Source organism: Branchiibius sp. NY16-3462-2 (assembly GCF_001594145.1).
Classification (GTDB): domain Bacteria; phylum Actinomycetota; class Actinomycetes; order Actinomycetales; family Dermatophilaceae; genus Branchiibius.
Window position 1 is genome coordinate 167245 of the sequence record NZ_LVCF01000043.1, and the last position, 18899, is coordinate 186143.

Below are 18899 nucleotides of genomic sequence, written 5' to 3' on the forward strand. Positions count from 1 at the left end.
ACGAACGGCCGGCTCCCCTGGGAGCCGGCCGTTTGCGTCGGTCGGAGCCTGCGAGTTCCGGGCAGGTCGGTGCTCACAGGACGATCGGCGCCCACAAGAATCCGAGAATCACCGTGACCACGATCGCAACGGTTCCCGGGATCACGAACGGGTGGTTGAGCACCGTCTTGCCGACCCGGGTCGACCCGGTGTCATCCATGTCGATCGCGGCCACCGTCGTGGGGTAGGTGGGCAGCAGGTAGTAGTTGGATACCGCCGGATAGCAGGCGAGCATCGCGACCGCGCTCACCCCCAGCGAGGCGGCCACCGGCATGAACGCTGCCGTCGCTGCCGCGTGACTGAACAGCACCGGCGCCAGGAAATACAGGAACACCGCGAGCAACCACGGAGCCCCCTGCAGCGTGCCTGCGATGGAGTCCTTGATCTGGTCGGTGTAGGCGTCGATGAACGTGGTGCCGAGCCAGGCGACACCCAGGATGCAGACGACGGCGGTCATCCCCGCGCGGAAGGTCGACTGCTGGGTGAGCTCGGCCGGGTCCTTCTTCGTGGTCAGGACGATGAGGGCGGCGACGGTCAGCATGACGGTCATGACCCCGGCGACCCCCTCCATGGGCGGGTCCTTGATGAGTCCGACTTCCTTGGACACCAGGGTCGCGTACGTCACGGCGGCCAGGATCCCCACGAAGAAGATGCCCAGGGCGGCGATGGCGCCCTTGGCCGGGCGGTAGTCCTCGTCGGCCACATGGATGGGCTGCTTGACCAGACCCTGAGCCATCCGCTCCTGGTAGACCGGGTCATCGGCAAGTTCACAACCGGACCTCGATGCGACGACAGCACCTACGGCACACCCGATGAACGTGGTCGGGATAGTGACCGCAAGGATCTTCAGGTAACCGACCCCGAGCGGTTTGAGGATGCCCACCATGATCAGCGTTGCCGCAGAGATCGGTGAGGCGACGATGGCCACCTGGGATGCGACCACCGTCATCGATAAGGGCCGCGAGGGCCGGATGCCGCGCTCCTTCGAGACGTCGATGATGACCGGCAGGATGGAGTAGACGGTGTGACCGGTGCCGACCAGCGCCGTCAGCACGAACGACACCCCCGGACCGAGGTAGTTGATCTGACCCGGATGCTTGCGCAGTAGTCGGTCGGTCAGGTGGACCAGATGGTCCATACCGCCAGAGGCCTGTAGCGCCGAAACGGCACAGACCACGGGGACAATGATGCCGATGACCGTCCAGGGGATATCTTCGCCCGGATCGACCTCCAGGCCCGTCGCAGCGAGCATGCCGACACCGGCGCCTCCGGCGAGCCCCACTCCGATGCCACCCATTCGGGCACCGATCACCATGAACACAACAACGACCACCAGGTGCAGCCAGATCACGCTGCTCATCTCCTCCGCCCGCGTGCGGGCCGACGACCCCGAACTCGGGCCGGCCCTTCCGGCCGTCACGTGGAAGATGGCGATGCTGACATCGTGATCCCCTGCGTGTTCCAGGGACTCTGATTCGACCCTATGGTCGTGCCTGGTCGCGCCGCGTAATTGTGTAACTTGTGTTCACAGCGGCCGGTCGTCCGCGGCGTGGCGCAGGTCCGGGTGGTCGGTGGCGGGCTCGATCTCGTGGCGTCGGACGACGAGCACGATCACCAGGACCAGCATGGTCAGCAGCCCAAGAAGACCGACCGCGCGGGGTGAACCGCCGACCGAGTTGGAGATCAGCGCGAAGTCCCACAGGCCATGGACCAGCATCGCTGCCAGCAGGGTGCCCGCGCGTCGACGGATCAGGTACAGGAAGTAGCCGGCGACGATCGTGGTCAGCACCTGCAGGAAGGCCTTGGGGCCTTCGATGAAGAGGTTGGTCGCGTGCGCCACGCCGAAGGCGACCGTCGACCACAACGCGGCCTGACCCTCGGTGAAGTTGTTGGACCGGAACATCGTCAGACCGATCCCGCGGAACATCATCTCCTCGGCGAAACCGACGAACAGCGTGGACACGAGCAGCAGCACGGTGAAGAGCAACCCCTTGCGCGCCAACCCCGGGTAGTTGGTCATCGCAACGATCGCCAGCACCATCAGGACCGGCACGACGATGACCCAGCGCTGGACCGGTTGATGGTCCACGATGGCCGGACGCCACCACCGCAGATAGGTCACGACCCCGGCCGCGAAGAGGGCGGAGACCCCGATCGGCACCAGGTAACCGCGCACCACCTCCTCGACCGACGTGGGCGCGGCGTACTTCACATCCATCCCGGACGTCAGAGAACGGGTCAGCACATGGATGATCACCAGGTAGACGACGACGAGCGCCACCCACGGCCAGACCCCGAGACGGCGACCGCCCGCGGCGAGTTCCCGACCCTCAGTGGCTGTTGTCATGCGCGAAACCCTACGGACCTGCTGTTCGCCCGTTCGGTCCTTCGTCTCATATGGCGACCAGTCATTCCATATTGCGAGACTAAATGCTGGGATGGATCACATGCCGACCTACACCCACGGCCACGCGGAGAGCGTGCTGCGCTCCCACCGCTCCCGCACCGCCGAGAACTCTGCCGGTTACCTCCTGCCCCGCCTGCATGCGGGTCAGTCCCTGCTCGACATCGGCTCCGGCCCGGGCACCATCACCGCTGACCTCGCGCGGATCGTTGCGCCCGGGCCGGTGACAGCCCTCGAGGCGAACGACGAAGCCATCGCGCTGACCAAGGCGGAGTTGGACGCCCAGGGTCTTGACGCGACGTACGTCGTGGGCGACGTCCACGCCCTCGACCTGCCCAGTCGCACGTACGACGTGACCCACGCCCATCAGGTCCTGCAGCATCTCGTCGATCCCGTGGGCGCCCTGCGGGAGATGGGTCGGGTGACCCGGCCCGGTGGCGTGATCGCAGCACGGGACGCCGACTACGCCGCGTTCACCTGGTGGCCACGAGTTCCAGCACTGGACGAATGGCTTGCCCTCTACCGCCGCATTGCGCGGCACAACGGCGCCGAACCGGACGCCGGCCGTCGTCTGCTGTCCTGGGCGCGCGCCGCGGATCTACAGGTGCTGCAGGCCAGTTCGAGCAACTGGACCTACGCGACAGCTACGGACCGGCGATGGTGGGGTGGCCTCTGGGCGGACCGGATCACCGCCTCAGCGATCGCGACCCAGGCCACCAGCCTTGGCTGGGCCAGCACCGACGACCTCGAGCGCATCGCCGACGGCTGGCGCGAGTGGGCGGCCGATCCGGACGGCTGGTTCATGGTGCCGAGCGGTGAGCTGATCGCCGCGCCGTAACGCTCAACCGGCTACGCGTCGTTGTCCTCCTGGGTGCCCTCCTCAACGGGCACCAGGATCGGTCTGGTCACTGCCCACGCGATCATCAGGATTCCGCAGACCAGGATGATCAGACCGGACCACAGGTTGATGTTGAAGCCGCCGGTCTTGGACTTGTCGTCGGCGGTGTAGTTGAACAAGCCCATCGCCGCCAGGACGACGCCGTAGATCGTCAGCAGTGCGCCGATGATGTTACGGACGTCGAACAACCCCGCCGATGTCTTGCGGCCGGTCGTCGCCGGGGTGTCGGTGTCACTGTCACTCATGATGGCTAACCTCTCAGCCGATTCAGCGGAAGATGATGTTCAGGATGATGACCAGCACCAGTGAGAGCCCGGCCATCTTGGTCGGCGACTGCCACCAGTGCGCCACGGACTGGTCACCGAAGTCCTCCTTGGGCGTCAGGCTGTAGACCAACCCACGCAACTCCGACTCGGGCTTGGGCTTGGTGAACATCGTGACCACGATGCTGACCAGGATGTCGACGACAAAGGCGGCGCCCGCGGCCACGAAGCTCGCGCCCTGACCGGACAGGTTCAGCGCGCCGATGGACAACGGACCCAGCGCATCCTTGGACAGAATCGCCACGAAGATCGCAGCGAGAGTACCGGAGACCAGACCCACCCAACCTGCGGTCGGGGTCATCCGCTTCCAGAACATACCGAGGATGAACGTCGCGAACAGCGGAGCGTTGAAGAACCCGAACAACGTCTGCAGGTAATCCATGATGTTGCTGTAGTGACGGGCGAACAGCGACGTCAGGATGGCGATGACGGTCGCGGCCACAGTGGCCCAACGGCCGACCTTGAGGTAGTAGTTGTCGGGGCGGTCCTTCTTGATGTAGGTCTGCCAGATGTCGTAGGACCAGACCGTGTTGAAGGCCGAGATGTTCGCTGCCATGCCGGCCATGAACGCGGCCAGCATGCCGGCAATCGCCACTCCGAGAAGGCCGTTCGGTAGCAGGTCACGCATCAGATAGAGCAATGCGTCGTTGTAGGAACCGCCGGTGTCCTTACCCGCCTTCATCCCGGACAGCTCGGGCACCAGCACGCCGGCGATGATGCCGGGAATGATGATGATGAACGGGATGAACATCTTCGGGAACGATCCGATGACCGGTGCCATCCGGGCGGAGTTCATGTCCTTGGAGGCCATCGCCCGCTGCACCTCGACGAAGTTCGTGGTCCAGTAACCGAAGGACAGCACGAAGCCCAGACCGAAGACGATGCCGATCACCGACCAGAACGCACTGGTGAAGCCGGTGAGCGATTCGCCCGGCCACGAGGCGAGTTCGCCCTTCGTGCCTGCCGCGGTCATCTTGTCGGTCAGTCCCGACCAGCCACCCACCTTGTGCAGCGCGATCAGCGTCAACGGCAGCAACGCCGCCACGATCACGAAGAACTGCAGTACCTCGTTGTAGATCGCCGCCGACAGACCACCGAGGGTGATGTAGGCCAGCACGATGGCGGCCGCCACGATCGTGGAAACGGTCAGATCCCAACCCAGCAGCGTGTGCACGATCGTCGCCAGCAGGAAGAGGTTCACGCCAGCGATCAGCACCTGTGCCACAGCGAAACTGATGGCATTGACCAGGTGGGCCGTTGAGCCGAACCGGCGGTGCATGAACTCCGGCACGCTGCGCACGCCGGAGCCGTAGTAGAACGGCATCATCACCACGGCCAGGAACAGCATCGCCGGGACGGCGCCGATCCAGTAGTAGTGCATCGTCGGCATACCGATCTGGGCGCCGTTGGCCGACATACCCATGATCTCGACCGCGCCCAGGTTGGCCGATATGAACGCCAACCCGGTGATCCAGGCGGGCAACGAACGGCCCGACAGGAAGAAGTCGATGGAGCTGGATACCTGCCGCCGAGCCATGAGCCCGATGCCCAGGACGAACACGAAATACAGCGCAATCAGCGTGTAATCGATGAACCCTGCATTCAGTTGTAACGACGAAGATGCGTCCGCTACCACGCTCAGCTCCTTTGCATCGCAGTGCTATCCAACGTCCAGACGCTACTCCTGTTGGACTGCGAAGTGCTCCCAGCCACCGCCTTGCGTGTCATGGCCGTCCAGCGAAACGCCCGCGCCCCGGGCGACCGTACCGATCACCCGCCACCCCGAGGGGACGTCCCCGGCGGCGAACGTGGCCAGCAGAACGTGCTCCTCTCCCCCGCGCAGAACACACTCCGTCGCCTCGTCGCCGACCGCTGCCAACGCCGCGATGTCAGCGGCCAGCGCGGCCGTGTGTACGTCGATCCGAACCCCGCTCGCCTGCGCGATCCGCCCCGCATCGAGCAGCAGACCGTCACTCACATCCAGCATCGCGCTGGCCGCCGCCTCCAGCGCGCGCCGCCCATCGCCGTACGCCGGTCGTGGGCTTTGTTGGTAACCCACCAGTTCGGGATCCTCATAGCCCCGATCCTCCTGCAGCAGTAGTAATCCCGCCGCGGCGCGCCCGAGTGGCCCGGACACGGCCAGTACGTCACCGGGGCGTGCACCGCTGCGCAGCACGGGCTGCGCGCCGACCGGCAACTCACCCAGGGCGGTCGCACTGATGACACAGACTCCGGGACCGGCCGACGACAGGTCCCCACCGACGATCACGGCCCCGGCCTGCGCCGCCTCCTGCCCCAGGCCAACTGCCAGTTCGCGCACCCACGCCAGTGGGGTCGCCGGGTCGGCAACCAGTGTCACCACCAGGCCGGTCGTCGTACCGCCCATTGCCTCGATGTCAGCAGCGTTCTGCGCCACGCACTTTCGCCCCACGTGCCGCGGCGAGGACCAGTCGTTGCGCCAGTCCCGGCCAAGGACCATGGCGTCGGTGGTCACCAGCACGGCACCGGATCGCACCCGCAGCCACGCCGTGTCGTCACCCGGACCGGTCAACACCTCATCAGAAGACCCCCCGATGGCCAGTCCCTCGTTGATGACCGAGAGGATCTGGGCCTCGGTATGGCCGCGCAGTGCAGCCTCATCCTGGGCCATGTGTCCTCTCCCCATGTGAGACGCCGCCGGTGGCAGTAACCACTCGGCAGAGTAGCGTTCGGCGTATGCAGGCCTACATCCTGATCCAGACCGATGTGGGGAAGGCGACCTCCGTGACCTCCGCGCTCCGTGCTCTGACCGGCGTCCTGAGTGCCGAGGAGGTCATCGGGCCCTATGACCTGATCGCCAAGGTCGAGGCCGTGTCAGTGGAGGCGCTCGGTGCGGAAATCATCACCCAGATCCAACAGGTACCCGGGATCACCCGGACACTGACGTGCAGCGTCGTGCGCTGACCGCACACCTGGTCGCTGTTCTCGCCGCCGGCCTGGTGTTGGCCGGCTGCGGATCGGACACCCCCAGCGCGACCCCGGCGGCGGGCGCCGCGGATCCGTTGTGCGCCAAGGTCGCTGCACACTGGCCGAGCACCGTGAGCAGCAAGGACCGGGTCAGCGTGGACGTCAGCGGCAACCCTTCAACCAACGTCGCCAAAACCGTTGCGGCGTGGGGTGATCCGGCGATCATCGCGCGCTGCGGAGTCGATGCGCCCGGCCCGTCGACCGACTGCATCGAGGCGGACGACATCGACTGGGTGATGAGTTCGCTGTCCGACGGCAAACGATTCGTGACCTACGGGCGGGTGCCGGCGATCGAGGTGCTCGTGCCGTCGGCGTACTCCCCCGAACCGCTGGTGCTGGCAGCTTTCGACCAGGCCGCCGGGCAGGTCCCGCAGAACGCACACCGCTGCAATTGAACGTGACTCAGCGCAGGCCGGTGTTGCGCTGGGCGGCCAACTCGATCAGTTCGGTGATCAACGCGGTGTAGTCGATCCCGGACTCCTGCCAGACCCGCGGGTACATCGAGGTCGGGGTGAAACCGGGCAGGGTGTTGATCTCGTTGAGGTAGAGGTCACCGTGCGGGGTGTAGAACCAGTCGACCCGGGCCAGGCCCTCGCAGCCAGCGGTGTCGAACGCTTTGACCGACAACTCCCGCACCTGTTCGGAGATGTGCGGCGGCAGGTCCGCCGGGCAGGTCAGCCGGGCGTCGTCGCCGAGGTACTTGGCCTCGAAGTCATAGAACTTGTGCTGGCCGCCGACGACCTCGATCTCGCCGATCTGCGAGGCCCGCGCCGGATCGGCGCCATGACCTTCGAGTACGCCGCACTCCACCTCCCGGCCGACGATCCCTTGCTCGACAAGGACTTTCGGGTCGTGCTGGCGCGCGACCTCGATCGCGGCGCGTAGGTCCTCGGGCGCATCGACTTTCACCACGCCCTGGCTGGAGCCGGCGCGGGCCGGCTTCACGAAGACCGGGTAGTCGAGGGCGGCAACGGCGTCGAGACTGGCCTCCGGGTCGCGGCGCCACTCCTTGTCGGTGATCACGACGTACGGTCCGACCGGCAGACCGGCCGCGGCGAAGACCACCTTCATCAGCGCCTTGTCCATCATCACCGCGGAGGCAGCGACGCCGGACCCGACGTAGCGCACGTCGATGAGTTCGAGCATCCCCTGCACCGTGCCGTCCTCGCCGAACGGACCGTGCAGCAACGGGAAAACCACGTCCACGTGGGCCAACTCGGCGGGCAGGCCGCTGGCGTCGCGGACGACGACTTCGGCACGCGCATCGCCGGACGGGGCGATCGGCAGCAGCACCTGCTCCGACCCGTCCACCTGCGGCACCTGCGACGTGGTGAGCACCAGGGGCGCCGGATCGTCGGCCATCCGCACCCACTGACCCTGCGGCGTGATCCCGATCGGCACCACGTCGTAGCGGTCACGGTCGATCGCCCGCAACACACTGGCTGCGGTCGAACACGACACGGCGTGCTCGGAGGACCGGCCGCCGAAGATGATCGCCACGGTGCGCTTCTCATTCATCGCGCCGAGCGTAACCGGTGCGGCGTCTGGGATCCTGGCGGCATGCCACAGCACCCCGATGATCTGCACCCCGAGACCGTTCTCGTCGCCGGTGGGCGGCCGGACAAGGTGCCCGGCGCTTCGCTTAGCGCACCGGTCACCTTCACCTCGACGTACGTCGCGGGAGCAGAACCGGACTACGCCCGATCCGGGAACCCCACGTGGACAGCCTTCGAGGAGGTTCTCGGCGAGTTGGAAGGCGGGCGGGCGCTGGCGTTCAGTAGCGGCATGGGCGCCATTGCCGCCGCCATGTCGCTCTGTCCGCCGGGCGGCACCGTCGTGGCCGGACGCCACGTCTACAGCGGCACGGGCGGCCTCCTGGAGGAACTGGCCGCCGAAGGACGCACCCAGGTCCGGCGGGTGCCGATCGACGACACCCGGACGGTCATCGAAGCCCTGCCGGGCGCAACCCTGTTGTGGTTGGAGTCACCGAGCAACCCGATGATGGAGGTCGCCGATCTGGCCGCACTGTGCGCCGCCGCCCGGGCCGCCAACGTGATCACGGTCTGCGACAACACGTTCATGACGCCGATCCTGCAGCGACCGCTGTCGCTGGGCGCCGATGTGGTCGTGCACTCGGTGACCAAGTTCCTTTCCGGCCACTCCGACGTGGTGATGGGCGCGACCGTCACCGCGGACCCGGAGCTGCACGCCAGGCTCCTCACGCGGCGTACGTTGCATGGCGCCATCCCCGGGCCGATGGAGACCTGGCTGGCCCTGCGCGGGATGCGCACGATGGCATTGCGGATGGAACGCGGCGCCCAGAGCGCGGCGGTTCTGGCCGGGCGCCTGGGCGAGCATCCGGCGGTCAGCCGGGTGCGCTACCCCGGCGTGGGCGCGATGCTGTCGATCGAACTGACCGGTGGCCTTCCCGCGGCCCTCACACTGGAGGACCGGGTGGCCGTGTGGACCAACGCGACCAGCCTCGGTGGCGTCGAGTCACTGCTGGAACGCCGCCGGCGGCACGCGCTCGAGGTCGACACGGTCCCGGAGGACCTGGTGCGCCTCGCGGTCGGCATCGAACACGTCGAGGACCTGTGGGCCGACCTGCTGCAGGCGCTGGAGGGTTGACCTAGATCTCGTGCTTGCGGGTGCGACTCATGAACGCGCCCAGCACTTCTCGCGGCTCACGGTCCTCGTACAGCACCGAGACGATGTTCTCCACGATGGGTACGTCGACGTCTGCCCCACGCGCCAACTGCAGGATGGAGCGACAGGACTTCACACCTTCAACGGTCGAATGGCTGGTGGCCAGGACGTCCTGCACCGACCGGCCGCGGCCGAGTTCGAAGCCGAAACTGCGGTTGCGCGACAGCGGACTGGTGCACGTCGCGACCAGGTCACCGACGCCCGCGAGGCCGAGGAAGGTCTGGGAGTCGGCGCCCAATGCCACTCCCAGCCGGACGGTTTCGGCCAGTCCCCGGGTCAGCAGGCTGGCGACGGTGTTCTCACCCATCCCCATCCCGGCAGCCATGCCCACGGCGATGCCGATGACGTTCTTGGTGGCCCCGGCGATCTCGATCCCGATCACGTCCGCGCCCAGATAGGGGCGGAAGTACGGCGCGGCGCAGGCCTCCGCGACCCGCGCCCGGGCGCGCGGGCTGGTCGAGGCGACCACCGCAGCCGCAGGTTGCCGGGCCGCGATCTCCTTGGCGAGGTTCGGGCCGGAGATGACCACCAGGCGGGCGTCCTCGACACCGGTGACCTCACCGATCACCTGCGACATGCGCAGCCCGGTGTCCTGCTCGATGCCCTTCATCAGGGACACCAGCAGCGCGCCCTCCTGGATGTACGGCAGCCAGGCAGCGAGCGCCGTACGCACTTCCTGTGCCGGGATCGCGACCACGACGATCTCGGCGCCGGCCAGCGCTTCCTGCACGTCGTTGGTCGCTTCGACCAGGTCCGGCAGCATCAGGTCAGGCAGATACGCGCTGTTGCGGCGGGTTGCCGCGATCTCCTCGGCCACCTCGAAGCGTCGGCACCACAGGGAGACCTGCGTGCCCGCGTCCGCCATGATGGCAGCGAAGGCGGTCCCCCAACTCCCACTGCCCAGTACGGCGGCCTTGGTCATCGGTGTCCTTTCACGGGGTGGATGCTACGGCGTCGGCCCGTGCATGGCACCATCATGCCTGTGCGAGCCCATCGCCTCTCGACCTGGCAACTGGTCGTCCCTGTGAAGTCCCGGTACGCCGCCAAGTCCCGCCTGGCGCCGCCGGACGGGGTATCCCGCAGCGACCTGGCGCTCGCCTTCGCCCGGGATACCCTCACCGCGATCGCCGAAGTCATCTCCTCCGACCGGCTGATCGTCGTGACCTCCGATGACCAGATCGCCGCGCAGTTGCGGGTCGGTGGTGCGCAGGTGGTCGACGATCCGGGCCGGGGACTCAATCCCGCCGTGGAAGCGGGGATCAGTGCTGCGCGGGACCGCGACTCCGGGGCGCCGGTCGGGATCCTGCTGGGTGATCTTCCGGCGCTGACACCGGGCGACCTGCGCACCGCGCTCGCGGCGTGCGCGGCCACCGAATCGGCCGTCGTACCCGACCAGTCCGGCGCCGGCACGGTGTTGCTGACCCATCAGGATGCTGCCCTGCTGGCGCCGCGGTTCGGGCACGGCTCGGCCGTGCGGCACGGACAGACCGCGCGGCGCCTCGACCTCGATCTGCCACGCCTGCGCACCGACGTCGACGATCTCGAGTCGCTGCGCCTGGCCGCCGTGCTCGGCCTGGGCCGCCACACCTCGGCCGTCCTGCAGAACTCCGACCTCGACCTGGGGGAGTTGGCCTGAAATGCAAGCGACGGTGCACGAGTACGACGACCGCAACGGCAGTGGGTCGGTGCTGACCGATAACGGACGCCTGCTGCCCTTCAGCGCGGAGGTGTTCCAGGCCTCGGCGCTGCGCCTGCTGCGGGTGGGTCAGCGGCTCAACATCGAAGTCGGACCGGACGGCGTCAGCCGCCTCTGGCTGGCCGGTATCGGACCGGGCCAGACCATCCGCTGACCGCCTCTACGCAGTCAAAAGCCCGGATACCTCTCGGTATCCGGGCTTTTGGCTATAGGCGGTCTGATCAGCGCTTGGCGGTGGTCTTCTTCGCCGTGGTCTTCTTGGCCGGCGTGGCCTTCTTCGCCGTGGTCTTCTTGGCAGCAGTCGTCTTGGTCGCCGGCGCCTTCTTGGCGGCGGTGGTCTTCTTCGCCGCAGTCGTCTTGGCGGGCGTGGCCTTCGCCGTGGTCTTCTTCGCGGCCGGGGTCGCCTTGGCGGTGGTCTTCTTGGCCGCAGTCGTCTTGGTGGCCGGCGCCTTCTTGGCGGCGGTGGTCTTCTTGGCCGCGGTGGTCTTCTTCGCAGCCGTCTTGGCCGGTGCTGCGGCGGCGGTGCTCTGCCGGCCGCTGGCGTTACCGGTCTTGGGCAGCTTGCGCGGGTCGGCCACAACGGTCTTGAACGAGGTACCCGGCTTGAACTTCGGCACGGTGGTCTTGCGGATCCGAACCGCCTGACCGGTCTTCGGGTTGCGACCGGTACGCGCTGCACGCGAAACCTTCTCGAAGGTGCCGAATCCGGTGATACCGACCTTCGTGCCCTTGGCGACTTCACGCACGATGACGTCGAAAACGGCTTCGACGGCGTCGCTGGCAGCCTTCTTGCTGCCGAGGCGCGATTCCAACGCGTCGACGAGTTCAGCCTTGTTCACGATGATGCCCCTTTAATTCTGTGGATGCGGCACCTCGCCGATCCGGTGACAACTTCGCCAGGCCGAGGTCGGCTCTGACACACCGACGGTATTCCGGAAAATGGCGCGACTGCAACCCGACGCGCCAGGAATCTGACTGTCGCACAACATCTTTGGCGGGCTGATCCGCTGTCGCGGGCTTTCCTGAACGCCTTCAGCGGTGGGTCATCACGCCTGGTTCATCAGTGACGGTCGAATTCAATGGCCTTTCAGCACAATGGAATTCGTGACATTCGAGAATCAGCCGACGGGTTCGACCGCGGGTTTCCACGACGGCCGGGACGCTTCGAACGTGGAGATCTCGTCCTCATGGCGCAGGGTGAGGCTGATGTCGTCCAAACCCTCCAAAAGGCGCCACCGGGTGTAGTCATCGACCTCGAATGCGAAGACATACTCGGCTGCGGTGACGGTTCGTTCACGCAGATCGACCGTCACCTGCAGGCCTGGGTCGTTGTCGAGCAACTTCCACAGCAGTTCAATGTCTTCCTGTCGCAGCTGCGCAGTCAGCAGTCCGGCCTTACCGGAGTTGCCCCGGAAGATGTCGGCGAAACGCGAGGACAGCACGACCCGGAAGCCGTAGTCCATCAACGCCCACACCGCGTGCTCGCGGGAGGACCCGGTGCCGAAGTCGGGACCGGCGACCAGCACCGAACCGTCCCGGAAGGCAGGCTGGTTCAACACGAACTCATCGTCCCCGCGCCAGGCGGCGAACAGGCCGTCCTCGAAACCGGTGCGCGTCACCCGCTTGAGGTAGACCGCGGGGATGATCTGGTCGGTGTCGACGTTGCTGCGCCGCAGCGGGACCCCGACGCCGGTGTGGGTGGTGAACGCTTCCATGTCGATCTCCTTGTCTCAGCGCACGCCGGCCGGCACCGGGCGAACCGGATCCGGTTGATCAGCAGTCAGATCCGACGGCGCCGAGAGGCGTCCGCGGATGGCGGTGGCGGCTGCCACCAGAGGGCTGACCAGGTGGGTGCGCCCGCCCTTGCCCTGGCGACCTTCGAAGTTGCGGTTGGAGGTGGAGGCGCTGCGCTCACCCGGAGTCAACTGGTCGGGGTTCATTCCCAAACACATCGAGCAACCGGCCAGGCGCCACTCGGCACCGGCCGCCTTGAAGATCTCATCGAGACCCTCGGCCTCGGCCTGCAGGCGGACTCGCGCCGAACCGGGCACGACCAGCATTCGCACGCCGTCGGCGACCTGGTGGCCCCTGATGACGTCGGCGGCGGCCCGCAGGTCCTCGATGCGGCCGTTGGTGCACGAGCCCAGGAACACGGTGTCGACGGCGATGTCCCGCAACGGGGTTCCGGGCGTCAGGCCCATGTACTCGATGGCTCGTTCGGCCGCCGTACGTGCGTTCTCGTCACCGAACTCGTCGGGGAACGGGACGGATTCGCCCAACGGCAGACCCTGACCGGGGTTGGTGCCCCACGTGACGAACGGGGTCAGGTCATCGGCGACCAGGTCGACCTGGGCGTCGAATTCCGCGTCGTCGTCAGTCGCCAGGTCGCGCCAGGAGGTGACGGCGGCATCCCAGTCGGTGCCGGCCGGTGCGTACTGGCGCCCCTTGAGGTAGTCGAAGGTGGTGTCGTCCGGGGCGATCATCCCGGCGCGGGCACCGGCCTCGATCGACATGTTGCAGATGGTCATTCGCGCTTCCATCGACAGGTTCCGGATCGCCGAGCCGCGGTACTCCAGCACGTAGCCCTGGCCGCCGCCGGTGCCGATCTTGGCGATCACGGCCAGGATGATGTCCTTGGCGGTGACCCCGTCGGGCAGGGTGCCCTCGACGTTGATCGCCATCGTGCGGAACGGCTTCAACGGCAGCGTCTGGGTGGCCAGGACGTGTTCGACCTCGCTGGTGCCGATCCCGAAGGCCAGGGCGCCGAACGCGCCGTGGGTGGAGGTGTGGCTGTCACCGCAGACGATGGTCATCCCCGGCTGGGTCAGGCCCAGCTGCGGGCCGATGATGTGCACGATGCCCTGGTCCTTGTCCCCCATCGGGAACAACCGGACACCGAACTCCTCGCAGTTCTTGCGCAGGGTCTGCACCTGGGTCAGGCTCACCGGGTCCACGATCGGGCCCGGAGTCGTGGGGACGTTGTGGTCCTCGGTGGCAACCGTGAGGTCCAGGCGACGTACGCCGCGGCCGGCGAGCCGCAGACCGTCGAAGGCCTGGGGGCTGGTGACCTCGTGCAGGAGGTGCAGGTCGATGTAGAGCAGGTCCGGCTCACCCTCAGCGCGTCGCACGACGTGTTGATCCCAGACCTTCTCCGCCAGGGTGCGTCCCATAATTTCTCTCCTGTCGGCAATACTGTTGTGACGAGGTTCTCTCGCACATTCCGCGAATGAAGTTGCGTCTCGCCCACTGAGACGGCAATATCAAGGCATGGACAATTCTAGCGGCGTCGGCGTTCTGGACAAGGCCGCCATCGTGCTTTCCGCACTCGAGGCCGGACCTTCCACGCTTGCCCAACTGGTCGCGCACACCGGTCTGGCCCGCCCGACCGCCCACCGATTGGCGGTCGCACTGGAGCACCACCGCCTGGTTGCACGCGATCTGCAGGGGCGCTTCGTCCTCGGCCCACGCCTGGCCGAACTCGCCTCTGCCGCTGGCGAGGACCGGCTGCTGGCCGCCGCCGGACCGGTCCTCGGTGCCCTGCGCGACCACACCAACGAGAGCGCCCAGCTCTTCCGCCGGCAGGGTGACCAGCGCATCTGCGTGGCCGCCGCCGACCGCCCGATGGGTCTGCGCGACTCGATCCCCGTCGGCGCCACCTTGTCCATGCAGGCCGGCTCGGCTGCGCAGGTGCTGCTGGCCTGGGAGGAGCCGGACCGCTTGCACCGCGGTCTGCACGGCGCCAAGTTCACCGCGACCATGTTGTCGGGCGTGCGGCGCCGCGGCTGGGCGCAGAGCGTGAGCGAGCGCGAAGCCGGCGTCGCCTCCGTCTCCGCGCCCGTGCGCTCCCCCAGCGGCCGGGTCATCGCCGCGGTGTCGATCTCCGGTCCGATCGAGCGCGTCTCCCGCCAGCCGGGTCGGCTGCACGCGGCGACCGTCGTGGCCGGCGCGAACAAGCTGACCGAGGTCCTGGGACGGTCCGCGAACGCCAGCGCGCAAACCCGCCGGAGCGAATCGGCTTGAGCCGCAAGCCGTGAGGTACGACGACCTGCCGGTTGATCCGGACGTCGACTCCGGCGATGGCCGGGTGAGTCGCCCGCTGCATCTGCGCGCGCCGTACGTCGGGCTGGTCTTTGCCGGCGGCGTGGGCGGTACGGCCGCCCGGGAAGGCCTGAGCCTGGCTTTCCCCGGGGGCGGTGGTTTCCCGCTGACGATCTTCCTGGTGAACCTGACCGGCGCCTTCGCCCTCGGGGTACTGCTGGAGGCGTTGCTGCGCCTTGGCCCGGACGCCGGGCGCCGACGCCGGCTGCGGTTGCTCCTGGGCACCGGTTTTCTCGGCGGCTACACGACGTACAGCACCTTCGCCGTGGGCACCGTGCAGCTCCTGCAGACCGGCCAGCACGCCACGGGCTGGACCTACGCGGTGGCCACGGTCGTCCTTGGCGCGCTGGCCACCACCGCCGGAATCATCGTGGGCGCGATCACGACCCGTGGACGCGCGGTATGAATCCGGCCGTGTTCGCCGCGCTGTCCGTCGCCGGCGGTCTCGGGGCCGTGCTGCGGTTCGTCATCGACGGCTTCGTGCGGGCGCGATGGCCGTCCGGCTTCCCGGTCGGCACCGCGGTCATCAACGTGTCCGGCTCGTTCATCCTCGGCCTGTTGACCGGGCTCGGGCTGCGAATGGCGCTGGGGCACAACTGGGTTCTGGTGCTGGGCACCGGGGCGATGGGCGGTTACACCACCTTTAGCACTGCGAGCATGGAGACCGTGCGCCTGGCCCAGGAGCGCCGCTACGTGCTGGCCGTGGTGAACGGGCTCGGCATTCTTGCGGCGACGATGTTCGCGGCGTGGCTCGGCCTGCACCTCGGACGGGGCGGTTAGGCCCTGCGTCCTAGTCCCGCGAGATCAGGGCAGAGTGCTCGCCAGTCGCTCGCGCGCCGTACGTCCGCGGTGGCGCATCGGCACCGAACCGAACGCCTTGCTGAGCCCCGTTTCGGGCATGTCGACGTAGAGCGATTCGTGATGGCCGGCCGGGACCGAGTAGGTCTCGTGCCAGATCCCGACGGCACCCTGGGCATCCCGTGCGCGTTGGTAGAACTCGCGCCATGCCGGCCGGTGCGCGAGATCGGGCGCGTTGGCGTAGGCATAGATGTCATCGAGGCTGCGCCAGTACTGAACGACCGTGGGACCGCGCCCGCCCACGAGGGTCCGCGCGCCGAGAAAACCCAGCGAACCGCCCTTGGCCGTATCGGTTTCGAGTTCCGTGAGCATCCGGGTCATCGCCGTGACGACGGGAAACCAATTGCGCACACGCAGCGGCTTGTTCAGGCGAGCGCCGATCAGGAAGACCGCGAGGTCGCCGTCGTGGGCGTGGGTGAAATGCACGAGTTGATCGGCCATCTCGTCTCCTTGGATAGTGGCACTCGCCAATCTAGATAGTGTTAGTGTCCAGTGTCAAGAGGTGGGATAACGGAGGTGACCAAGTGCGGATATCAGAGCTGGCGGAGCACACCGGCACGTCCACCGCGACGCTGAAGTTCTACCTGCGCGAGGGGCTGCTGCACCCGGGAAACGTCACGTCGCGCACTACGGCGACGTACGACGAGTCCCACGTTGGACGGGTCAAAACCATTCGGGCGTTGAGGGACTCGGCGGGCTTGGATCTGGCCACGGTGCGCCGGGTGCTCGCAGTCATCGACGATCCGCCCGGTGATCGGCAGGATCTGTTGGCGGCGGCGCAAGCGTCCACCCTGCCCCTCACGCCGGAGCCGAGCACCGGAGCGGCGGAGACGTTGGTGGACAGGCTCGGGTGGTACGTCGACCCGCACGGGCCACTGCTCGCGGCCCTCGACCGGCAACTGGAGATAGCGCGCCGTGCCGGCGTCGTCCTCACGGATGCACAGTTGGAGAGGTACGCCCGCATCATCCGTCGACTTGCGGACGCGGACGTCGCGTCGCTGCCCGACGACGTCGAAGGTGCGGTCCGCCAGGTCACCATCGGCACCCTTCTGACTGACCCGATCATGGCGACACTGAGACGCCTCGCCCAGCAGGACACGGCGCGACCGGAGGCGTAACGCGAAGACTCGCGCACCACGCGCATGGACGTTGCGAGCGGCCCACGATGCAGAGGAGGGTTACGGCATGAGCATCGAGATCCCGGAGCCCGTCGCCCAGCGCCTCGCCGACGAGCAGATCGTCTGGTTGACCACGGTCGATGCGCAGGGCGGACCGGTGTCGACCCCGGTGTGGTTCCTCTGGCAGAACGAGCATTTCCTGGTGTTCAGCCAGCCCGACACCGGCAAGCTGCGGCACATCAGCGCCAATCCACGGGTTGCTCTGAACCTCAACTCATCTCCATCCGGCGGCGATGTCGTTGCGCTCAAGGGTGATGCGAACCTGGACGCGAAGGGTGCGACAGCCGCGGAGTTGTCGGCCTATCTGGCGAAGTACGCCGACGGGATCAAGAGTCTTGGATCGACGCCGGAGAAGTTCCAGTCGTCGTACTCCGATCTGCTGCGGATCACCCCGACGAGTATTCGCACGTGGTGAGTGCCGAGGACCAGCAAGCTCCCGAACCCGAGATCGACGAGGCTTTCGACCGCCTAGTTGAGGAAGGGCAGGAACGCCTCGAACGCCCGCTGCGTTCGCTGGTGCCCACCGGGATTCTCGGCGGCATCGACATCGGCGTCGGAGTCCTCGCCTATTTCGTGGTGCTGCACAAGACCGATAACCAGTTGCTAGCCTCGCTCGCCTTCTCCACCGGTTTTGTCGCACTACTTCTTGCGCGCAGTGAGTTGTTCACCGAGAACTTCCTCGTGCCGGTTACTGCCGTTGCCGCACAACGTGATTCGTGGCCCCAACTGGTCCGGCTCTGGGTCGTCACCCTGGTCACCAACCTGCTGGGCGGGGCACTGATCATCTGGATCATCGTCACCGCGCGGCCCGACCTCAAACCCGTGGCACGTGAGACCGGCGAGCACTACGCCCACCTCGGGGTGTCGCTGCAGAGCTTCCTGCTCGCGGTCCTGGCCGGCGTCGTCATCACGCTGATGACCCGGATGCAGCACGCCACCGAGAGCCTGGGTGTCCAGCTGGTTCCTGCGATCATGTTCGGTGCGCTCCTGGTCGGAGCGCAACTGTTCCACTGTGTGCTGGACGGCATCCTGATGCTGGGCGCGATCTTCTCCGGCAGCGACATCTCGGCCGGTCAATGGCTGGGCGCGGTGGCGTGGGCGGCCCTGGGCAACCTGGTCGGCGGTATCGGCCTGGTGACCGCCCTGCGCCTGGTCCGGGCCGCTCCTCGCGTGCAGGAAGAGCGCGGCGAAAGCTAGTCAGTCGGCGACGTCTGTAGCCGCGACGATATGCGCTGGTGTCAGACGCACCAGCAACTCACCGGGCACGCCGTTGCGATCGCCGTACTCCTGTGCCCGATCGGCACCCATGTAGCGCCCACCGATCCGGGCCGCCCACCGGCGTACCTGATCCAGGTCATCAATCAACTCGACACCGCCGGTCACGGTGACGAACGAGAAGGGAGCCACGTCGTCCTGCACGGTCAGCGCCGCCTGACCCGACCGCCGCAGGTTGCGGCCCTTGACCGTGTCCGCGCCGGTGTTGAAGTAGACGACGCCGTCCTGCACGTCGTACCAGATCGGCGCCGCATGCGGCCGCCCGTCGGCGCGGGTGGTGGCCAGGACGCCAGGACGGGCCCGCCCCCGTGCCAACCAGTCCAGCGCTTCGTCGTCAGTCATCTGGTGATAGCCCATAAACCTGGCAACGCCACGATGCAGCCGGGCTGTTCCCCGTGACTCAAACTCCTGTCTTGAG

24 protein-coding genes are annotated in these 18899 nt (G+C 67.2%); 12 read left to right on the top strand and 12 right to left on the bottom strand.

What is annotated here, in order from left to right; all coding sequences use genetic code 11:
• Positions 1 to 73: 73 nt before the first annotated feature.
• A complete protein-coding gene (locus AZH51_RS16880; protein WP_291526020.1) occupies positions 74 to 1399 on the bottom strand; it encodes an anaerobic C4-dicarboxylate transporter family protein in 1326 nt (441 codons plus the stop codon).
• Between the two features lie 165 nt (positions 1400 to 1564).
• Entirely contained in the window at positions 1565 to 2386 is an 822-nt protein-coding gene (locus tag AZH51_RS16885; RefSeq protein WP_291526021.1) for a CPBP family intramembrane glutamic endopeptidase, read from the bottom strand.
• A gap of 100 nt (positions 2387 to 2486) precedes the next feature.
• On the opposite strand from AZH51_RS16885, the gene AZH51_RS16890 reads away from it, so the two are divergent.
• Positions 2487 to 3281, top strand: coding sequence for a class I SAM-dependent methyltransferase (locus AZH51_RS16890; RefSeq protein WP_291526022.1), 795 nt, complete (start codon positions 2487 to 2489; stop codon positions 3279 to 3281).
• A gap of 11 nt (positions 3282 to 3292) precedes the next feature.
• Here the strand turns inward: AZH51_RS16890 and AZH51_RS16895 are convergent, their stop codons facing one another.
• Genes AZH51_RS16895 through thiL form a run of 3 tightly spaced genes read right to left on the bottom strand, consistent with a single transcriptional unit; the run spans position 3293 to position 6314 of the window.
• Entirely contained in the window at positions 3293 to 3586 is a 294-nt protein-coding gene (locus AZH51_RS16895) for a hypothetical protein (protein ID WP_291526023.1), read from the bottom strand.
• 22 nt (positions 3587 to 3608) lie between these two features.
• Positions 3609 to 5300 carry a sodium:solute symporter family protein gene (locus AZH51_RS16900; RefSeq protein ID WP_291526024.1) on the bottom strand — a complete coding sequence of 564 codons (1692 nt, stop codon included), beginning with the start codon at positions 5298 to 5300 and terminating at the stop codon, positions 3609 to 3611.
• Between the two features lie 42 nt (positions 5301 to 5342).
• On the bottom strand, positions 5343 to 6314 hold the full coding sequence (gene thiL / locus AZH51_RS16905; RefSeq protein ID WP_291526025.1) for a thiamine-phosphate kinase: 972 nt from the start codon (positions 6312 to 6314) through the stop codon (positions 5343 to 5345).
• A 65-nt stretch (positions 6315 to 6379) separates the two neighbouring features.
• On the opposite strand from thiL, the gene AZH51_RS16910 reads away from it, so the two are divergent.
• Entirely contained in the window at positions 6380 to 6607 is a 228-nt protein-coding gene (locus tag AZH51_RS16910) for an Lrp/AsnC ligand binding domain-containing protein (RefSeq protein ID WP_291526026.1), read from the top strand.
• A complete protein-coding gene (locus AZH51_RS16915) occupies positions 6589 to 7065 on the top strand; it encodes a DUF3515 family protein (protein ID WP_291526027.1) in 477 nt (158 codons plus the stop codon). Before AZH51_RS16910 ends, AZH51_RS16915 begins: the two co-directional genes overlap by 19 nt.
• 7 nt (positions 7066 to 7072) lie before the next feature.
• On the opposite strand, the gene AZH51_RS16920 is transcribed toward AZH51_RS16915, so the two are convergent.
• Positions 7073 to 8188: a D-alanine--D-alanine ligase family protein gene (locus tag AZH51_RS16920; protein WP_291526028.1), complete on the bottom strand. Its 1116-nt coding sequence runs from the start codon at positions 8186 to 8188 to the stop codon at positions 7073 to 7075.
• Between the two features lie 42 nt (positions 8189 to 8230).
• Here AZH51_RS16920 and AZH51_RS16925 point away from each other — a divergent pair, with 42 nt between their 5' ends.
• Positions 8231 to 9298: a PLP-dependent aspartate aminotransferase family protein gene (locus tag AZH51_RS16925; RefSeq protein WP_291526029.1), complete on the top strand. Its 1068-nt coding sequence runs from the start codon at positions 8231 to 8233 to the stop codon at positions 9296 to 9298.
• Position 9299: 1 nt separating this feature from the next.
• On the opposite strand, the gene AZH51_RS16930 is transcribed toward AZH51_RS16925, so the two are convergent.
• Complete coding sequence (locus AZH51_RS16930; protein ID WP_291526030.1) at positions 9300 to 10298, bottom strand: NAD(P)H-dependent glycerol-3-phosphate dehydrogenase; 999 nt, start codon at positions 10296 to 10298, stop codon at positions 9300 to 9302.
• Positions 10299 to 10358: 60 nt separating this feature from the next.
• On the opposite strand from AZH51_RS16930, the gene cofC reads away from it, so the two are divergent.
• Positions 10359 to 11012 carry a 2-phospho-L-lactate guanylyltransferase gene (gene cofC, locus AZH51_RS16935; protein ID WP_291526031.1) on the top strand — a complete coding sequence of 218 codons (654 nt, stop codon included), beginning with the start codon at positions 10359 to 10361 and terminating at the stop codon, positions 11010 to 11012.
• A gap of 1 nt (position 11013) precedes the next feature.
• Positions 11014 to 11226, top strand: coding sequence for a hypothetical protein (locus AZH51_RS16940; protein ID WP_291526032.1), 213 nt, complete (start codon positions 11014 to 11016; stop codon positions 11224 to 11226).
• Between the two features lie 67 nt (positions 11227 to 11293).
• On the opposite strand, the gene AZH51_RS16945 is transcribed toward AZH51_RS16940, so the two are convergent.
• The 3 genes from AZH51_RS16945 to leuC all read right to left on the bottom strand — a co-directional run bounded on the left by AZH51_RS16945 (position 11294) and on the right by leuC (position 14242).
• Positions 11294 to 11911 carry an HU family DNA-binding protein gene (locus AZH51_RS16945; RefSeq protein ID WP_291526033.1) on the bottom strand — a complete coding sequence of 206 codons (618 nt, stop codon included), beginning with the start codon at positions 11909 to 11911 and terminating at the stop codon, positions 11294 to 11296.
• A gap of 279 nt (positions 11912 to 12190) precedes the next feature.
• Complete coding sequence (gene leuD / locus AZH51_RS16950; RefSeq protein WP_291526034.1) at positions 12191 to 12787, bottom strand: 3-isopropylmalate dehydratase small subunit; 597 nt, start codon at positions 12785 to 12787, stop codon at positions 12191 to 12193.
• 15 nt (positions 12788 to 12802) lie between these two features.
• A complete protein-coding gene (gene leuC / locus AZH51_RS16955) occupies positions 12803 to 14242 on the bottom strand; it encodes a 3-isopropylmalate dehydratase large subunit (protein ID WP_291526035.1) in 1440 nt (479 codons plus the stop codon).
• Positions 14243 to 14339: 97 nt separating this feature from the next.
• Here leuC and AZH51_RS16960 point away from each other — a divergent pair, with 97 nt between their 5' ends.
• From AZH51_RS16960 to crcB, 3 genes are read left to right on the top strand one after another with little or no spacing between them, the layout of a single operon-like run.
• Complete coding sequence (locus AZH51_RS16960; RefSeq protein WP_291526036.1) at positions 14340 to 15092, top strand: IclR family transcriptional regulator; 753 nt, start codon at positions 14340 to 14342, stop codon at positions 15090 to 15092.
• Between the two features lie 10 nt (positions 15093 to 15102).
• Positions 15103 to 15576 carry a CrcB family protein gene (locus tag AZH51_RS16965; RefSeq protein ID WP_291526037.1) on the top strand — a complete coding sequence of 158 codons (474 nt, stop codon included), beginning with the start codon at positions 15103 to 15105 and terminating at the stop codon, positions 15574 to 15576.
• A complete protein-coding gene (crcB, locus tag AZH51_RS16970) occupies positions 15573 to 15950 on the top strand; it encodes a fluoride efflux transporter CrcB (RefSeq protein WP_291526038.1) in 378 nt (125 codons plus the stop codon). Before AZH51_RS16965 ends, crcB begins: the two co-directional genes overlap by 4 nt.
• A 24-nt stretch (positions 15951 to 15974) precedes the next feature.
• On the opposite strand, the gene AZH51_RS16975 is transcribed toward crcB, so the two are convergent.
• Positions 15975 to 16469, bottom strand: a complete 495-nt coding sequence (locus tag AZH51_RS16975; RefSeq protein WP_291526039.1) for a DUF4188 domain-containing protein — start codon at positions 16467 to 16469, stop codon at positions 15975 to 15977.
• 83 nt (positions 16470 to 16552) lie between these two features.
• On the opposite strand from AZH51_RS16975, the gene AZH51_RS16980 reads away from it, so the two are divergent.
• The 3 genes from AZH51_RS16980 to AZH51_RS16990 all read left to right on the top strand — a co-directional run bounded on the left by AZH51_RS16980 (position 16553) and on the right by AZH51_RS16990 (position 18403).
• Complete coding sequence (locus tag AZH51_RS16980) at positions 16553 to 17146, top strand: MerR family transcriptional regulator (protein ID WP_291526040.1); 594 nt, start codon at positions 16553 to 16555, stop codon at positions 17144 to 17146.
• A gap of 67 nt (positions 17147 to 17213) precedes the next feature.
• A complete protein-coding gene (locus tag AZH51_RS16985) occupies positions 17214 to 17621 on the top strand; it encodes a TIGR03667 family PPOX class F420-dependent oxidoreductase (protein ID WP_291526041.1) in 408 nt (135 codons plus the stop codon).
• The gene (locus AZH51_RS16990) at positions 17615 to 18403 is read left to right on the top strand and encodes a formate/nitrite transporter family protein (protein ID WP_291526042.1); all 789 of its coding nucleotides are present in this window, start codon (positions 17615 to 17617) and stop codon (positions 18401 to 18403) included. Before AZH51_RS16985 ends, AZH51_RS16990 begins: the two co-directional genes overlap by 7 nt.
• Here AZH51_RS16990 and AZH51_RS16995 read toward each other — a convergent pair whose 3' ends face one another.
• Entirely contained in the window at positions 18404 to 18823 is a 420-nt protein-coding gene (locus AZH51_RS16995) for a PPOX class F420-dependent oxidoreductase (RefSeq protein ID WP_291526043.1), read from the bottom strand.
• Between the last annotated feature and the right edge of the window lie 76 nt (positions 18824 to 18899).

What these genes read in the sequence shown, in the direction of transcription:
- AZH51_RS16880 (WP_291526020.1), bottom strand. Translation starts at nt 1,399, where the DNA reads ATGAGCAGCGTGATCTGGCTGCACCTGGTGGTCGTTGTTGTGTTCATG.
- AZH51_RS16885 (WP_291526021.1), bottom strand. Translation starts at nt 2,386, where the DNA reads ATGACAACAGCCACTGAGGGTCGGGAACTCGCCGCGGGCGGTCGCCGT.
- AZH51_RS16890 (WP_291526022.1), top strand. Translation starts at nt 2,487, where the DNA reads ATGCCGACCTACACCCACGGCCACGCGGAGAGCGTGCTGCGCTCCCAC.
- AZH51_RS16895 (WP_291526023.1), bottom strand. Translation starts at nt 3,586, where the DNA reads ATGAGTGACAGTGACACCGACACCCCGGCGACGACCGGCCGCAAGACA.
- thiL (WP_291526025.1), bottom strand. Translation starts at nt 6,314, where the DNA reads ATGGCCCAGGATGAGGCTGCACTGCGCGGCCATACCGAGGCCCAGATC.
- AZH51_RS16910 (WP_291526026.1), top strand. Translation starts at nt 6,380, where the DNA reads ATGCAGGCCTACATCCTGATCCAGACCGATGTGGGGAAGGCGACCTCC.
- AZH51_RS16920 (WP_291526028.1), bottom strand. Translation starts at nt 8,188, where the DNA reads ATGAATGAGAAGCGCACCGTGGCGATCATCTTCGGCGGCCGGTCCTCC.
- AZH51_RS16925 (WP_291526029.1), top strand. Translation starts at nt 8,231, where the DNA reads ATGCCACAGCACCCCGATGATCTGCACCCCGAGACCGTTCTCGTCGCC.
- AZH51_RS16930 (WP_291526030.1), bottom strand. Translation starts at nt 10,298, where the DNA reads ATGACCAAGGCCGCCGTACTGGGCAGTGGGAGTTGGGGGACCGCCTTC.
- AZH51_RS16940 (WP_291526032.1), top strand. Translation starts at nt 11,014, where the DNA reads ATGCAAGCGACGGTGCACGAGTACGACGACCGCAACGGCAGTGGGTCG.
- leuD (WP_291526034.1), bottom strand. Translation starts at nt 12,787, where the DNA reads ATGGAAGCGTTCACCACCCACACCGGCGTCGGGGTCCCGCTGCGGCGC.
- leuC (WP_291526035.1), bottom strand. Translation starts at nt 14,242, where the DNA reads ATGGGACGCACCCTGGCGGAGAAGGTCTGGGATCAACACGTCGTGCGA.
- AZH51_RS16960 (WP_291526036.1), top strand. Translation starts at nt 14,340, where the DNA reads ATGGACAATTCTAGCGGCGTCGGCGTTCTGGACAAGGCCGCCATCGTG.
- crcB (WP_291526038.1), top strand. Translation starts at nt 15,573, where the DNA reads ATGAATCCGGCCGTGTTCGCCGCGCTGTCCGTCGCCGGCGGTCTCGGG.
- AZH51_RS16975 (WP_291526039.1), bottom strand. Translation starts at nt 16,469, where the DNA reads ATGGCCGATCAACTCGTGCATTTCACCCACGCCCACGACGGCGACCTC.
- AZH51_RS16985 (WP_291526041.1), top strand. Translation starts at nt 17,214, where the DNA reads ATGAGCATCGAGATCCCGGAGCCCGTCGCCCAGCGCCTCGCCGACGAG.
- AZH51_RS16995 (WP_291526043.1), bottom strand. Translation starts at nt 18,823, where the DNA reads ATGACTGACGACGAAGCGCTGGACTGGTTGGCACGGGGGCGGGCCCGT.